This is a genomic window from Paracoccus aminovorans, from assembly GCF_900005615.1.
Lineage (GTDB): Bacteria > Pseudomonadota > Alphaproteobacteria > Rhodobacterales > Rhodobacteraceae > Paracoccus > Paracoccus aminovorans.
Genome location: NZ_LN832559.1, coordinates 2204335 through 2217994 on the forward strand (window position 1 = coordinate 2204335; position 13660 = coordinate 2217994).

Sequence of the window (13660 nt, forward strand, 5' to 3'; positions counted from 1 at the left end):
GTTTCACACCCCCGGACCCCCGTGGAGTATTTTGGGAACAAAGAAGTCATCGGACGGATCCGTCGAGGGCGGCGTCCAGCGTCGTGAGGCTGGCACGGTCGAAGGCGACCAGCGTCACGTCGAGGAGGCCTGCGTGGGCTTCGATGGTTTCGACGGCGATGAGCGCGGCGCGGGCGGCGGGGAAGCCGTAGATGCCGGTCGAGATCGCCGGGAAGGCGATGCTGGCGAGACCGTGGGCGTGCGCCAGCGCGAGGCTGTTCCGGTAGCAGCGGGCCAGCAGGTCGTCCTCACCTGCCCCGCCGCCTTGCCAGACCGGGCCGACGGTATGGATGACGTGGCGCGCCGGCAGGTCGTAGCCGGCGGTGATGCGCGCCTCGCCGGTCGGGCAGCCGCCAAGCAGCCGGCATTCGGCCAGCAGGCCGGGACCGGCGGCGCGGTGGATGGCGCCGTCGACGCCACCGCCGCCCAGCAGCGTGCGGTTGGCGGCATTGACGATGGCGTCCATGGCCAGCCGGGTGATGTCGCCTTGCAGGGTCGCGATGGGCATGGCCGTCACATCCTGAAGATGCCGAAGCGGGTCGGCGGAATCGGCGCGTTCAGGCTGGCGCGCAAGGACAGGGCCAGCACGTCGCGTGTCTTTCTGGGGTCGATGATGCCGTCGTCCCAGAGCCGGGCCGAGGCATAGAGCGGGTGCGACTGGCGCGCGAACATCTCGATGGTGGGGCGCTTGAACGCGGCCTCTTCTTCGGGCGACCAGCTGCCGCCCTGGCGCTCGATGCCCTCGCGGCGCACGGTGGCGAGGACGCCCGCCGCCTGCTCGCCGCCCATGACCGAGATGCGCGAATTGGGCCAGGTCCAGAGGAAGCGCGGGCCGAACGCGCGGCCCGACATGCCGTAATTGCCGGCGCCGAAGCTGCCGCCGACCAGCAGGGTGATCTTGGGCACGCTGGTGGTCGCCACCGCCGTCACCATCTTGGCGCCGTGCCGGGCGATGCCCTCGTTTTCGTATCTGCGCCCGACCATGAAGCCGGTGACGTTTTGCAGGAACACCAGCGGGATCGCCCGCATCGAGCAGAGCTCGATGAAATGCGCCCCCTTCTGCGCGGCTTCCGAGAAGATCACGCCATTGTTGGCGACGATGCCGACGGGGCAGCCCTCGACATGGGCGAAGCCGGTGACCAACGTCTCGCCGAAGCGGGCCTTGAACTCGTCGAAGCGCGAGCCGTCCACGACGCGGGCGATCACCTCGCGGATGTCGTAGGGGGTGCGCAGGTCGGCGGGGACGATGCCGAGGATCTCCTCGGGGTCATGGGCAGGCGGTTCGGGGGCCTGCCATTGCACGGTCGCGGGTTGTTGCCGGTTCAGGTTCGCGATGGCGCGACGGGCCATGGCGAGGGCGTGGGCGTCGTCCTCGGCCAGGTAATCGGCCACGCCCGAGAGGCGGCTGTGCACGTCGCCACCGCCCAGGTCCTCGGCCGAGACCACCTCGCCGGTCGCGGCCCGGACCAGCGGCGGGCCGGCCAGGAAGATCGTGCCCTGGTTTCGGACGATGATCGTCACGTCGGACATGGCCGGGACATAGGCGCCGCCCGCCGTGCAGGAGCCCATGACCACGGCGATCTGCGGGATGCCCATCGCGCTCATCTGCGCCTGGTTGTAGAAGATGCGGCCGAAATGGTCGCGGTCGGGAAACACCTCGTCCTGGTTCGGCAGGTTCGCCCCGCCCGAATCGACCAGATAGACGCAGGGCAGATGGCATTCCTGGGCGATTTCCTGCGCGCGCAGATGCTTTTTCACCGTCATCGGGTAATAGGTGCCGCCCTTGACCGTGGCGTCGTTGGCCACGACCATCACGTCCTGGCCCTGCACCCGGCCGATGCCGGCGATCAGCCCGGCGCAGGGGGCCGCGCCCTCATACATCCCATGCGCCGCCGTGGCGCCGATCTCCAGGAAGGGCGAGCCGGGGTCCAGAAGGTTCGCCACCCGCTCACGCGGGGGCATCTTGCCGCGCGCGACATGGCGTTCCAGCGCGCGGGACCCGCCGCCCGCCGCCGCGGCCAGGGCCGCCTCGCGCACCGTTTCCAGCATGGCCAGATGCGCCGCGCGATTGGCGTGGAACGCGTCCGATGAGGGTTGCGCCGCGCTGCCGAGCCTCATTGCCCGCCCCCCTTGCCCCGGGTCCGGGCGGCCGGGACTGCGCCAGAATGACGCAGGCCGGTCGCACTGGAGAAGGTTTGATGCAGATCAAGGTTTTGTGAGCGGTGAAAGCGCCTTGTCGCCCCAGCAAACAAGACGAGAGGACAGCCATGAAACACCACCTCCTCACCGCCGCGGCGCTGGCGCTGCTGGCCTCGCCCGTGCTGGCGCAGTCTCAGGGCGAATGGACGCTGGGCCTTGGCCTGGCGAACGTGAACCCCAAGTCCGACAACGGCGTCCTCGCGGCCGGCACCGTGCCCACCGACATCGGCGACAGCACCCGCCCGACCGTAACCGTGGAATATTTCATCCGCGACAACCTGGGCGTCGAGCTGCTGGCCGCCCTGCCCTTCAAGCATTCGATCAAATCGAACGGCACCGAGATCGGCACCGTCAAGCAACTGCCGCCGGTGATCTCGCTGCAATATCACTTCGACGCGACCCCACAGCTGAAACCTTTCGTCGGCGTGGGCGTGAACTTCACCGGCTTCTGGGACGGCGACGCACGCGGACCGCTGAGCGGGTCCGAACTGCGGGTCAAGAACAGCTGGGGCCTGGCCGCGCATCTGGGCGCCGACTACTGGATCAACGAAAAATCCGCGATCCGCGCCGATTTCCGCTGGATCGACATCGGCGCCGATGTCGAACTGAACGGCGCCAGGATCGGCAAGGTCGAGGTCGACCCGGTCGTGGCCGGCATCAGCTATGTGATGAAGTTCTAGGCCGGGCTCCGGGTCTCCACCACGGCCCGGAGAAGGGCGTCCCGATCCGGGGCGCCCTTTCCGCAGCCGGACACTCACGTGCCGCCCTCCAGCGACAGCAGCAGCGCCGCCTGGCGTGCGGTTTCGTCGCGGATGCAGCGGGCGCGGGCCAGTTCGGCCTTCCCCTCGCCCGCCGCGGCGCCGGCATGGCGGCACAGCGCGTCGCGGAAGTCGATCCAGCTGCGCTCGGTCCGGCGCAACGCCTCTTGCGCCTCCGGCCCGGCCTGGGCCTTCAGCGCCGTTTCATAGACCGAGGTCAGTTTCGCCTCCCAGGCCTGATGCGAGGCGTCGAGGCAGTTCGCCTGCGGGAAATCCGGATCGTCGCCGGTATATTTCTCCTGCGCATAGTCCAGGCAGGCCTGTATGCCGGTGCCGGCGCAATCGGCGCGCGCGCCAGGGGTCGAGGCTTCGGCCAGGCATTGGTCGATGGCGGCCGGGTCGAAGCCCGAGGCGTCGCCGGCGAAACAGGGCGCGCCCACCAGCGCGGCCAGGGCGAAAGCGGCGGGGGACAGACGCTTCATTCCATGCTCTCCGCGATATTGCGCAGGCGCAGCGCCTGCTGGGCGGTCAGCTGCAGCACGCAATCCTGGGCCGCCGGCCCGCCCAGCGTGCCGCCCTGATAGCGCAGGCTTTCATAGCGGCAGGAGGAATCGCGGAAGGCGAGCCAGTCGCGCTGCGCCTGTTGCAGGGCCGGAGCGGCGGGCTCGGCGGCCGAACCCAGCGCAGCCAGTTCGGCATCGGCCGCCTTGGCCGCCTTCAGCGCCCGGTCGTACTGGCGGTTCAGCTGCTTGTCCCAGTCCTGCGCCTCGTGATCCAGGCACTGCACCATGCCGACGGTCGTGTCGCCGCCCGGGGTGGCCATGCAAAGGGTCGAAGCCTGGCCGATGCAGGTTCGCAGCGCCGCCTCGGCGTTCAGGTCGGCCTCGGCATCGGCGACGCATTTCGCGAAACCCTCGGCATCGTATTGCGGGCCGTCCTGCGCCAGCGCCGGGCCGGCGGCGAGCAAAAGGGAAAAGACGAGCAGGCGCATCAGGCGATCTCCATCAGTTGACGTCCGATCAACATCCGGCGGATTTCCGAAGTTCCGGCGCCGATCTCCATCAGCTTGGCGTCGCGGAACAGCCGCGAGACCACCGAATCGGCCAGGAAGCCGGCACCGCCCAGCGCCTGCACGGCCTGATGCGCCTGCGCCATGGCCTGTTCGCTGGCATAGAGCACCGCCCCCGCCGCGTCCTGCCGGGTGACGCGACCGGCGTCGCAGGCCCGCGCCACCGCATAGACATAGGCCCGCGCCGTGTTCAGAGCGACATACATGTCGGCGACCTTGGCCTGCATCAGCTGGAACGACCCGATCGGCCGGCCGAACTGCCGGCGTTCCTTGACATAGGGCATCACCTCGTCGAGGCAGGCGGCCATGATGCCGGTGCCGATCCCCGACAGCACCACGCGTTCATAGTCGAGGCCGGACATCAGCACCCGCACCCCCTGCCCTTCGGCGCCCAGCACGTTCCCGGCCGGCACTTCGCAATCGCGGAACAGCAGTTCGCCGGTATTCGAGCCGCGCATGCCCAGCTTGTCGAAATGCGGGCCGGTCGAGAAGCCCGCCATGCCGCGGCCGACGATGAAGGCGGTGATGCCTTTCGAGCCCGCCTCGGGGTCGGTCCTGGCATAGACCACCAGCGTATCGGCGTCGGGGCCGTTGGTGATCCAGTATTTGCTGCCGTTCAGCACATAGCCCCCGCCCCGCCGTTCGGCGCGCAGGGTCATGCCGACCACGTCGCTGCCCGCGCCTTCCTCGGACATGGCCAGCGCGCCCACCGCGCGACCGCTGCACAGATCGGGCAGATAGCGCCGGCGCTGCGCCTCGCTGCCGTTCAGCGTGATCTGGTTCACGCACAGGTTGGAATGCGCGCCATAGGACAGCGCGACCGAGGCCGAGGCGCGGGCGATCTCCTCGACCGCGACGACATGGGCCAGATAGCCCATCCCGCTGCCGCCGAATGCCTCGGGCACGGTGATGCCCAGCAGCCCCATCGCCCCCATCTCGGGCCATAATGCGTTCGGGAAAGCGTTCTTGCGGTCCAGATCGGCGGCGATGGGCTTCACCCGCTCCTGCGCCCAGCGGTGGACGGTCTCGCGCAGCGCGTTCACATCCTCGCCAAGGTCGAACTGCATGCCTGCGGTGAACATCGGCTTCCTCCCGCCTTATTGAACGCATGTTCATTTATAGGACCATGCACGCGCCGCTGTGCCCGCGTCAAGCCTCGGATACGGTGCCTGTCCCGATCCTGCGCCCGAGCGGGCTTCGTTGACAAGCGCCCGAGGCCGCGCCATCCATGCGGCCGATGAGCTTCGCCCCCGATCCGACCCGGCTTCTGATCCTGCGCCATGCGCCCCTTGCCGCCCCGGGGCTGGCGGGGCGCCGCGACGTCGCGGCCGATTGCGGCGACCGCGCGGCGCTGGACTGGGCGGCGCGGGCGCTTGCCGGCGCGGAACGGATCTGGGCCAGCCCGGCGCTGCGCTGCCGGCAGACGGCACAGGCGCTGGGGCTTTCCCCCGACTATCACCCGGCGCTGTGGGAACAGGATTTCGGCGCCTGGGAAGCGCCCGGCGCCACCATCCCCGACCTCGGCCCGCTGCCGCCCGAGGCCCTGGCCGCCGCCCGTCCGCCAGGGGGCGAAAGCTTCCTCGACATGGCTGCCCGCGTGCAGCCGGTGCTGGAGGACGCAAGCGGCGTCACCGCAATCATCGCCCATGCCGGCACGGTGCGCGCGGCGCTGGCGCTGGCCGTCGGCCCGGCGGCGCTGTCCTTTTCCGTCGCGCCGCTGTCGCTGACCATCCTGTCCCGCACCCCGGGCGGCTGGGCAGTCGAGGCCGTCAACAGGATCGCGCCGTGATGCAAGAGAGCCTGACCATCGCCCTGGTCGCGTTGCTGGCCGACGCCGCCCTGGGCTGGCCGGATGCGCTTTATCGCCGCATCGGCCATCCGGTGACCTGGCTCGGCCGGCTGATCGCGACGCTGGACCGGCGCTGGAACCGCGGTGGGCATCGCATCCTGCGCGGCGCGCTGGCGGTGCTGGTCACGGTCGCGGCGGCGGCGGTGCCGGCGGTCCTGCTGACGCGGGCGCTGATGCCGCTGCCCTTCGGCCCGGTGCTGCTGGGCCTGCTGGCCTGGCCGCTGGTCGCCACCCGCTCGCTTGACGACCACGTCGCGGCGGTGGCGCGGCCGCTGGCGGCGGGGGACATCCCGGCCGCGAAGGCGGCGGCGGCGATGATCGTCGGCCGCGATCTCGACGACCGGCCCGCGCCCATCGCCCGCGCCGCGCTGGAAAGCCTGGCCGAAAACACCTCGGACGGCGTGGTCGCGCCGATCTTCTGGGCAGCGGTGGCGGGATTGCCGGGCATCGCCGCCTACAAGGCCATCAACACGCTCGATTCGATGATCGGCCACATGAGCGAACGCCACGCGCTGTTCGGCCGGGTGGCGGCGCGGCTGGACGACCTGGTGAACCTGCCCGCCTCGCGGCTGACGGCAGCGCTGTTTCTGCTGGCGGCGCCGCCGAACAAAGGCCGTGCCCTGCGGGTGATCCGCCGCGACGCCCGACGCCACCGCTCGCCCAATGCCGGCTGGCCCGAGGCGGCCATGGCCGGCGCGCTGGACGTGCGGCTGTCAGGCCCCCGCCGCTATCACGGCGTCGAGACGCCCGAACCCTGGCTGAACGAGGACGCCCGCGACCCCGCGCCCCGCGACCTGCAGGCGGGCCTGCGGCTTTACCGCCGCGCCATGCTGATTCTGGGGATGGGGCTGACGGCGCTGCTGGCGCTCTAGCAGGCCGCCGAAAAAGCCCGTGCGACAGCAGATCCGGGTCCAGGAACCGCGAAATCGTCCTCAGTTTGGACGGACACATCCCTCTTTCGGCCCGATTTCACCGAATTCCAGGACGATTTCCGCGCCGGCACCCTAATCAAGCAGCCTGTTAGGACCAGTCGAAGAAATCCGAGGGCGCCCGGCCGCGCAGCTCTTCGGCCAGGTCGGTGCCCATGGCCGGACCGTCGCCGGCGGGGCCGATGCGCTCGCCCGCGATGACCGCGCTGCCGTCGGGGCGCAGGATCTCGCCCCGCAGCCGCAGCCGGCCGCCGTCCAGCTCCGCCAGCCCGGCGATGGGTGTCTGGCACGAGCCGTCGAGCCGTGCCAGGAAGGCGCGCTCGGCCGCGACCCGCAGCGCGCTGTCGCCGTCGCCGATCGCCGCCAGCAGCCCCGCCATCCGCGCGTCATCGCCGCGGCGCTCGACCCCGATGCAGCCCTGCGCCACCGCGGGCAGCATCTCGTCGGGCGAAACCGCGCCGCGCGCGACATGCAGCATGTCCAGCCGCGACAGGCCGGCCATGGCCAGAAAGGTCGCGACCGCGACACCTTCCTCCAGTTTTTTCAAGCGGGTCTGGACGTTTCCCCGAAACTCTACCAGCGTCAGGTCGGGTCGCCGCGCCGCCAGCTGCGCCCGCCGCCGCAGACTCGAGGAACCGACGACAGCGCCTTGGGGAAGCTCGGAAATCCCGGCATAGGCACCCGAGACGAAGGCGTCCCGCACATCCTCGCGCGGCAGGTAGCAGTCGATCACCAGCCCCTCGGGCTGCACGGTCGGCATGTCCTTCATGGAATGCACGGCGATGTCGATCTGGACCGAAAGCAGCGCATCCTCGATCTCGCGGGTGAACAGGCCCTTGCCGCCGATCTCTTTCAGCGGCCGGTCCAGCACACGGTCGCCGGTGGTCTTGATCACCACGATCTCGAATGCGTCGGCCGGCAGGCTATGGGCGGCGGCCAGCCGGTCGCGGGTCTCATGCGCCTGCGCCAAGGCCAGGGCCGAGCCGCGGGTGCCGATGCGGATGGGTTGGGTCTGGGTCATGGCCAAGGGCTTAGCGCCCCCTCGCGCCCTTGACAACGGGGACAGTCCGGCCATGAAGATCGCCAAGAGGTGAACCATGTCCCAGAAGACCATCCTGCGCGCGCTTGCGGGCGAGCGCCTGCCCGTGCCGCCGGTGTGGATGATGCGCCAGGCCGGGCGCTACCTGCCGGAATACCGCGCCACCCGCGCCCAGGCCGGCGACTTTTTGTCGCTGTGCTATACGCCCGACCTTGCCGCCGAGGTGACGCTGCAACCGATCCGCCGCTATGGCTTCGACGCCGCGATCCTGTTCGCGGACATCCTGCTGCTGCCGCAGGCGCTGGGGCTGGACCTGTGGTTCGTGACCGGCGAGGGCCCGCGCCTTTCCACCGTCACCAGCGCGGCCCAGGTGGCGGCGCTGAAGCCGACGGATGCGATCCACGACACCCTCGCCCCGGTCTATGAGACCGTGCGCATCCTCGCGCGCGCATTGCCGGCCGAGACCACGCTGATCGGCTTCGCCGGCGCCCCCTGGACCGTGGCGACCTACATGATCGCCGGCCGCGGCACCCCCGACCAGGCTCCGGCCCATGCCTTCAAGGCCGAGGACCGCGCCGCCTTCTCGGCCCTGATCGACCGCATCACAGAGGCGACCATCGACTATCTCTCGGCCCAGATCGAGGCCGGGGCCGAGGTGGTCAAGCTGTTCGACAGTTGGGCCGGTTCGCTGAAAGGCGCCGATTTCGACGATTTCGCCTTGGCCCCCACGCGGCGCATCATCGCGGCGCTGAAGGCCCGCCATCCGGGCATCCCGGTCATCGCCTTCCCGCGCGAGGCCGGACCGCGCTATGCCGGCTTCGCCCGCGCCACCGGTGCCGATTGCGTGGCGCTGGACAACTCCGTTTCCGCCGACTGGGCGGCGGCCGAGGTGCAGAAGGACGGCTGCGTGCAGGGCAATCTCGACCCGCGGCTGATGGTGACGGGCGGCGACGCGCTGGTGGCCGAGACGCGCCGCATCGTGGCCGCCTTCTCGGGCGGGCCGCATATCTTCAACCTCGGCCATGGCATCACACCCGAAGCCGACCCCGAAAACGTCGCCCGCATGCTGGAGGCGATCCGGGGCTGATGGGCTGGATCATCGCCACGCTGATCGCAGCGGCGGCCCAGACCGGCCGCAATGCGGCCCAGCGCCGACTGACGGCCGAACTGGGGACCATGGGTGCGACGGCGGTGCGCTTTCTGTTCGGACTGCCCTTCGCCGCGCTGCTGCTGGCGGTGCTGGCGACCCTCACGCCGGTCCCCATGCCCGGAGCGGCCAGCCTCGGCTGGGCCACGCTGGGCGCCGTCTCGCAGATCGCGGCAACGGCGCTGATGCTGCTGACGATGGAAAGCCGCGGCTTCGGCGTCACCACGGCACTGATCAAGACCGAGCCGGTGACGCTGATGCTGATCGGGGCGCTGCTGCTGTCCGAACCGCTGGGTCCGCTGCGGATGGCCGCCATCGCCACCGCCACGCTGGGCGTGATGCTGATGTCGGGTGCCGACTGGCGCCGCGGCGGCTGGCGCGCGGCCGCCCTGGGCATCGCGGCGGGGGCGCTCTTCGGTCTCTCGGCCATCGGCTTTCGCGGCGCGATCCTGGCCCTCCCCTTCGGCGACGGCGCCTTGCGCGCGGCCACCGTCCTGGTGCTCAGCCTCTTGCTGCAAACCGCGATCATGCTCGCCTGGTTGGGCCTCGCCGACCGCCCGGCGCTGGCCGGCATCGCCCGACACTGGCGCGGTTCGCTGGGCACGGGGGCATTGGGCGCGCTGGCCTCGCTGTTCTGGTTCATCGGCTTCGCGCTGACGGCAGCGGCCAATGTCCGCACGCTGGCACTGGTCGAGGTGGTGATGGCGCAACTCGTCTCGGGCCGGGTCTTCCGCGAGGGCGCCTCGCGCCGGCAACGCGCCGGAATGGCGCTGATCGTGCTGGGCGTGGCGGCGCTGATCGCGGTCAGCAGATAGCGCAGCGACGGAGGCCAGGTCAGCATTGGGTATTTGTGAAACGGAAAGGAGGGCAAGCCGCTTTTTCCGTTTTACAAATACCCATTCGCAACGCTGGCTACAGCAACGGCCCTTTCCGCTTGCGCGCAAGGCGGGTAACAAGGCGCCATGACCCTGCCTACCCTTTCTCCCGATCAGGCCGACGCCTGGGATGCCGTGGCCTCGACGCTGGAAGAGGCCGGGATCGACCTCGTTTCCGAGGAGATTTCACCGCCGGTCGAAGCCAAGGGCCGGGTGATGGCGGTGATCGGCAAGGCCGGCTCGGGCAAGACGCTGCTCTTGGCGGAACTAACCAAGGCGCTGCGGGCGGGCGGGGTCGATCTGGTCTCGGGCGACTATGAGGGCAAGAAGCGCAAGGACCGCCGCACCGTCGCCATCCTGGCACCGACCAACAAGGCCGCCTTCGTGCTGCGCATGCGCGGCGTGCCGGCGACGACGATCCACCGCATCCTTTATACCCCGGTCTATGATCCCGATTACGAGCGCATCGCCGACTGGCTGACAGGGGCCGGCGAGCGGCCGAAGGTCGAAGGCGTGATCGAGGGCCTGACCGAGGCGGCGCTGGACCGGGCCAAGGCGTTCTATGACCAGCATGCCTCGATCCCCGGCGCGCTTGCCGCGGCGGGTCTGCGCAGCTCGGATTTCATCCGCGGCTGGAAGCGGCGCGAGGACGGGCTGGACGTGGGGCTGATAGACGAGGCCTCGATGCTGGACGAACGCCAGTTCGAGGACCTGCGCGAGATATTTCCGGTGCTGATCCTGTTCGGAGATCCGGCGCAGCTGGCGCCGGTCGGCCAGTCCGGGCAGATGGTCTTCGACCGGCTGGCCGCGCCGCAGAAGCTGATCCTGAACCGCATCCACCGGCAGCAGGACGACAGCCCGATCCTGGACCTCGCCCATGCGCTGGCCGATCCGGCGCTGGAGTTCGACGCCTTCGAGCGCATGATCCGCGAGGCCGCCGCCCGCGACCCGCGCGTGATCTGGGCCGAGCGCGTGGAATCCGACCTGATGGCGCAAAGCCCGGTGCTGGTCTGGCGCAACGTCACCCGCATCAAGCTGATCCAGGCGTTCCGCTCGGCCTACGGCGCGCCGGGCGACGCGCTGCTGCCGGGCGAGCCCTTGATCTGCGACGGGCTGGAACTGCCCCTGAAGCACCGCAAGAAGCGCATCGACCTGGAAGCGCGGGGCCTCATCAAGGGCGCGCAAGTGGTCTATCTGGGACCGGGGCGCAAGCCCGGCTTTTCGCGGCTGCATGTGGTGGGCGCCGAGGACCCGCGGCTGTCCGCCGCCAGCATCGTCAAGATCGAGATGCCGGATGTCGAAGAGCCCTTTATCCCCTTCGCCGCGCGCATGGGCGCGACCTTCCTGCATGGCGCGGCGGTGACGATCCACAAGGCGCAAGGCAGCCAATGGCCCGACGTGCAGGTCTTCGGCCCCGACATCAGCGCCGCCGCCTGGTCGGGGCGCAGCGAGGCCGGCATCGCGCTGTGGAAGCGGCTGGCCTATGTCGCCATCACCCGCGCGCAGGAGAGACTGCATTGGGTGGTAAAGCCGCGCCTTGCGCGGCCTTCGGCGCCGCTGGGAATCGACCATCTGGACGCGCCCGCCGCTACGCTGCAGCTGGCGGCCGAGGCCTAGCGCCGTCCCATCAGCTTGCGCGCCGTCCGGTTCGGGGCCAGCTGGACCATGCGCAGCTCCAGCGCCTCGGCCAGCGCCTCGCGCGGGATGCCGGTTTCCTGCGACAGCCGCAGCAGGCCGAAATGCACCCGGGCCAGTTCCTGGTAGTAGCGGGTGAAATTGTAGTTGATCGTCGCCCCGGCCAGCGCGCCCAGCACAGGCACCGCCTGCGCCGCGAATTTCTGCGCGAGCGAGGCCGACAGCCGCGGTGCCACCCGCGCGATCAGCGCCTGCACCGAATGGCCGGTGATCGTCATCCGCGCGGTCAGCAGGCCGAGGTCGGTGCCGTCATCGTCCGACAACGGCCCGGCCGAGGCGAAGACATGCAGCGCCTCGTGCCGCGCCTGGTCCGAGGCCGGGTCGATGCCGTGCTCGGCGGCGATGTCCATGATCGCGCGCAGAAGCAGCGTCACCGTCACCGGCAGTTCCAGCATGGCGCCGCCGACCCCCGCCAGCCCGCCGACCGCCCCCGAGGTGGTGGACAGCAGCCGGTTGAACAGGTCGCCCCGCTCGCCCAGCACCCCGCGCGAACGCGATGCCGCGTCGAAGGCCCGGTTCAGCGCCGCCAGCGTGATGCGGTCCATGCGCCCGCGCAGGCCGGCGGGCAGCCGCTCGATCAGCCCCTCGGCCTTGCCGCCGATGGCGCCCATAAGCTCCATAGCGACGCCGCCGGCCGCCAGGTAGCGCCGGGCGAGACGGTCGATCTCGGCATGCACGGTCGGGTCGTCGATGGGGGGCAGCACGTCCTGGCGGAGCGGGATGGGCGTGTTCTTGGTCATGCGAGGCAGGTCCCGGAAATTCATGCGTCGGACGGAATATCGCCCGGCCAAGGAACCCGCCAGCCCCGTGACGGGTTCCGGCAGGCCGATGAAAACCCGCCCGCATGCTCGGGTCGGAACGAAAGGAATCACCGCATGAACATCCGCCGCCTCATTCCCGCCCTGGCGCTGGCCGCCCTGCCCGCTGCCGCGATGGCCCAGGACGCGGGGCCGACGCTGGCCGACCTCGGCAAGGACCAGGCGCTGACCGCCGCCTTCGAGGCCATGGCCAAGGGCCACGAGGTGCCGGCCTGGGTGCGCGAGGGCGCGGTGACCACCCCGGCGCAGAAGGTTTCCTTCGGCGGCAAGGACTATCTGGCGATGAGCGCCTGCAAGCAGCACGATTGCGCGGCGAACCAGATGGCGATGCTCTATGCCCCCGAGAACGGCGAGGCTTACGGCGTGCTGTCGGTCCACGATGGCGAGGGCGCCGAGCTGCTGACCTGGCTCAACATCGGCGGCAATGCCGAATCGATCGACGGCCGGACGATCCTTTACGCGGCGCTGACCGGCAGCCTGGCGAACCATCCGGACGCCTTCGACTACCCGGCCGAATGACCCTTGGGCGCGACCTCGACGCAGCGCCAGCCCTGCGGCGGGTCGCGGCGCATCTCCTCGATGCCGGCGGCGACATCGCGGCCGGTTTCGCGCTCGACCGCGCCGGCGACGCCGGTCCAGGCGCCGGGCACCAGTTCCAGGCCCAGGACGCGCTCGGGGTTGGTGGGGGGCGGCATCTCGACCCCCTCCAGCTTCCGGAAGCCGAAGCGGCCGTAATAGGGCAGATCGCCCACCAGCATCACCCGCGCCCAGCCCATCCGCGCGGCTCGGTTGAGGCTCTCACGCATCAGAAATCCCCCCAGCCCCTCGCCCTGCGTGGTCGGGTGCACGGCCACCGGGCCCAGCAGCAGCACCGGCTTGCCGCCGACACGCACCGGCCAATAGCGGATCGCACCCACCGGCACGCCGTATTCGTTGCGCAGCAGCAGGCACAGCGGCGCGACCGCCGGCACGCCCTCGCGCAGCCGGTAGGAGGACAGCGCCGTGCGTCCCGGCGCGAAGCACAGGTCCATCAGGGTTTCGACCTCGGGCGTGTCGGCGGGGGTCTCGGGGCAAAGCTCGTACATTCGGCCTCGCGGGTTTCGGGTGGGGCGGGTTGGCGGCTTGCGGTGCGGGGACCGCGTAACATGCATGGCGGGCCGCGAAAACCGCCTGCGGGATCACGAAGCCCGGAAAGTTCCGCCCGCGCACCCCCGGGGTTGACGCCGGACCGCCCCGAGGGTCA

General features: G+C 70.4%; 15 protein-coding genes. 7 read left to right on the plus strand and 8 right to left on the minus strand.

Translation table 11 applies throughout. The features are described 5' to 3' along the window. Positions 1-46: 46 nt before the first annotated feature. Both JCM7685_RS10940 and JCM7685_RS10945 read right to left on the minus strand, forming a co-directional pair. A complete protein-coding gene (locus JCM7685_RS10940) occupies positions 47-547 on the minus strand; it encodes an O-acetyl-ADP-ribose deacetylase (RefSeq protein ID WP_074969783.1) in 501 nt (166 codons plus the stop codon). 5 nt (positions 548-552) lie between these two features. Beyond that, positions 553-2157 carry a carboxyl transferase domain-containing protein gene (locus tag JCM7685_RS10945; RefSeq protein WP_074969781.1) on the minus strand — a complete coding sequence of 535 codons (1605 nt, stop codon included), beginning with the start codon at positions 2155-2157 and terminating at the stop codon, positions 553-555. A 149-nt stretch (positions 2158-2306) separates the two neighbouring features. Here JCM7685_RS10945 and JCM7685_RS10950 point away from each other — a divergent pair, with 149 nt between their 5' ends. Next, entirely contained in the window at positions 2307-2918 is a 612-nt protein-coding gene (locus JCM7685_RS10950; RefSeq protein WP_074969779.1) for an OmpW/AlkL family protein, read from the plus strand. A 74-nt stretch (positions 2919-2992) separates the two neighbouring features. Here the strand turns inward: JCM7685_RS10950 and JCM7685_RS10955 are convergent, their stop codons facing one another. The 3 genes from JCM7685_RS10955 to JCM7685_RS10965 are packed head-to-tail and all read right to left on the minus strand — an operon-like array spanning position 2993 to position 5147. Further along, complete coding sequence (locus JCM7685_RS10955; protein ID WP_074969777.1) at positions 2993-3478, minus strand: lysozyme inhibitor LprI family protein; 486 nt, start codon at positions 3476-3478, stop codon at positions 2993-2995. Beyond that, entirely contained in the window at positions 3475-3987 is a 513-nt protein-coding gene (locus JCM7685_RS10960; protein ID WP_074969775.1) for a lysozyme inhibitor LprI family protein, read from the minus strand. Before JCM7685_RS10960 ends, JCM7685_RS10955 begins: the two co-directional genes overlap by 4 nt. Next, positions 3987-5147, minus strand: a complete 1161-nt coding sequence (locus tag JCM7685_RS10965) for an acyl-CoA dehydrogenase family protein (RefSeq protein ID WP_074969773.1) — start codon at positions 5145-5147, stop codon at positions 3987-3989. The genes JCM7685_RS10960 and JCM7685_RS10965 overlap by 1 nt, the downstream gene beginning before the upstream one ends. Positions 5148-5302: 155 nt before the next feature. Between JCM7685_RS10965 and JCM7685_RS10970 the strand changes: the two genes are divergently transcribed. Both JCM7685_RS10970 and cbiB read left to right on the plus strand, forming a co-directional pair. Continuing rightward, positions 5303-5854: a histidine phosphatase family protein gene (locus tag JCM7685_RS10970; RefSeq protein ID WP_083412879.1), complete on the plus strand. Its 552-nt coding sequence runs from the start codon at positions 5303-5305 to the stop codon at positions 5852-5854. After that, positions 5854-6786, plus strand: a complete 933-nt coding sequence (gene cbiB / locus JCM7685_RS10975) for an adenosylcobinamide-phosphate synthase CbiB (protein ID WP_074969769.1) — start codon at positions 5854-5856, stop codon at positions 6784-6786. Before JCM7685_RS10970 ends, cbiB begins: the two co-directional genes overlap by 1 nt. 148 nt (positions 6787-6934) lie before the next feature. Here cbiB and hemC read toward each other — a convergent pair whose 3' ends face one another. Further along, complete coding sequence (hemC, locus tag JCM7685_RS10980) at positions 6935-7864, minus strand: hydroxymethylbilane synthase (protein WP_074969767.1); 930 nt, start codon at positions 7862-7864, stop codon at positions 6935-6937. Positions 7865-7940: 76 nt separating this feature from the next. Between hemC and hemE the strand changes: the two genes are divergently transcribed. The 3 genes from hemE to JCM7685_RS10995 all read left to right on the plus strand — a co-directional run bounded on the left by hemE (position 7941) and on the right by JCM7685_RS10995 (position 11521). Further along, a complete protein-coding gene (gene hemE / locus JCM7685_RS10985) occupies positions 7941-8969 on the plus strand; it encodes a uroporphyrinogen decarboxylase (RefSeq protein ID WP_074969765.1) in 1029 nt (342 codons plus the stop codon). After that, positions 8969-9844 carry an EamA family transporter gene (locus JCM7685_RS10990; RefSeq protein ID WP_074969763.1) on the plus strand — a complete coding sequence of 292 codons (876 nt, stop codon included), beginning with the start codon at positions 8969-8971 and terminating at the stop codon, positions 9842-9844. Before hemE ends, JCM7685_RS10990 begins: the two co-directional genes overlap by 1 nt. Before the next feature lie 147 nt (positions 9845-9991). Then, positions 9992-11521: an ATP-dependent DNA helicase gene (locus tag JCM7685_RS10995; protein WP_074969761.1), complete on the plus strand. Its 1530-nt coding sequence runs from the start codon at positions 9992-9994 to the stop codon at positions 11519-11521. On the opposite strand, the gene JCM7685_RS11000 is transcribed toward JCM7685_RS10995, so the two are convergent. Beyond that, a complete protein-coding gene (locus tag JCM7685_RS11000) occupies positions 11518-12339 on the minus strand; it encodes an EcsC family protein (protein WP_074969759.1) in 822 nt (273 codons plus the stop codon). The two genes, JCM7685_RS10995 and JCM7685_RS11000, sit on opposite strands and share 4 nt — an antisense overlap. A gap of 135 nt (positions 12340-12474) precedes the next feature. On the opposite strand from JCM7685_RS11000, the gene JCM7685_RS11005 reads away from it, so the two are divergent. After that, complete coding sequence (locus JCM7685_RS11005) at positions 12475-12936, plus strand: Ivy family c-type lysozyme inhibitor (protein ID WP_083412875.1); 462 nt, start codon at positions 12475-12477, stop codon at positions 12934-12936. Here JCM7685_RS11005 and JCM7685_RS11010 read toward each other — a convergent pair. Further along, on the minus strand, positions 12921-13502 hold the full coding sequence (locus JCM7685_RS11010) for a GNAT family N-acetyltransferase (protein ID WP_074969757.1): 582 nt from the start codon (positions 13500-13502) through the stop codon (positions 12921-12923). The two genes, JCM7685_RS11005 and JCM7685_RS11010, sit on opposite strands and share 16 nt — an antisense overlap. Between the last annotated feature and the right edge of the window lie 158 nt (positions 13503-13660).

What these genes read in the sequence shown, in the direction of transcription:
- JCM7685_RS10990 (WP_074969763.1), top strand. Translation starts at nt 8,969, where the DNA reads ATGGGCTGGATCATCGCCACGCTGATCGCAGCGGCGGCCCAGACCGGC.
- hemC (WP_074969767.1), bottom strand. Translation starts at nt 7,864, where the DNA reads ATGACCCAGACCCAACCCATCCGCATCGGCACCCGCGGCTCGGCCCTG.
- JCM7685_RS10955 (WP_074969777.1), bottom strand. Translation starts at nt 3,478, where the DNA reads ATGAAGCGTCTGTCCCCCGCCGCTTTCGCCCTGGCCGCGCTGGTGGGC.
- JCM7685_RS11005 (WP_083412875.1), top strand. Translation starts at nt 12,475, where the DNA reads ATGAACATCCGCCGCCTCATTCCCGCCCTGGCGCTGGCCGCCCTGCCC.
- JCM7685_RS10970 (WP_083412879.1), top strand. Translation starts at nt 5,303, where the DNA reads ATGAGCTTCGCCCCCGATCCGACCCGGCTTCTGATCCTGCGCCATGCG.
- JCM7685_RS10960 (WP_074969775.1), bottom strand. Translation starts at nt 3,987, where the DNA reads ATGCGCCTGCTCGTCTTTTCCCTTTTGCTCGCCGCCGGCCCGGCGCTG.
- JCM7685_RS10940 (WP_074969783.1), bottom strand. Translation starts at nt 547, where the DNA reads ATGCCCATCGCGACCCTGCAAGGCGACATCACCCGGCTGGCCATGGAC.
- JCM7685_RS10945 (WP_074969781.1), bottom strand. Translation starts at nt 2,157, where the DNA reads ATGAGGCTCGGCAGCGCGGCGCAACCCTCATCGGACGCGTTCCACGCC.
- cbiB (WP_074969769.1), top strand. Translation starts at nt 5,854, where the DNA reads ATGCAAGAGAGCCTGACCATCGCCCTGGTCGCGTTGCTGGCCGACGCC.
- JCM7685_RS10995 (WP_074969761.1), top strand. Translation starts at nt 9,992, where the DNA reads ATGACCCTGCCTACCCTTTCTCCCGATCAGGCCGACGCCTGGGATGCC.
- JCM7685_RS11010 (WP_074969757.1), bottom strand. Translation starts at nt 13,502, where the DNA reads ATGTACGAGCTTTGCCCCGAGACCCCCGCCGACACGCCCGAGGTCGAA.
- JCM7685_RS10950 (WP_074969779.1), top strand. Translation starts at nt 2,307, where the DNA reads ATGAAACACCACCTCCTCACCGCCGCGGCGCTGGCGCTGCTGGCCTCG.
- JCM7685_RS11000 (WP_074969759.1), bottom strand. Translation starts at nt 12,339, where the DNA reads ATGACCAAGAACACGCCCATCCCGCTCCGCCAGGACGTGCTGCCCCCC.
- JCM7685_RS10965 (WP_074969773.1), bottom strand. Translation starts at nt 5,147, where the DNA reads ATGTTCACCGCAGGCATGCAGTTCGACCTTGGCGAGGATGTGAACGCG.
- hemE (WP_074969765.1), top strand. Translation starts at nt 7,941, where the DNA reads ATGTCCCAGAAGACCATCCTGCGCGCGCTTGCGGGCGAGCGCCTGCCC.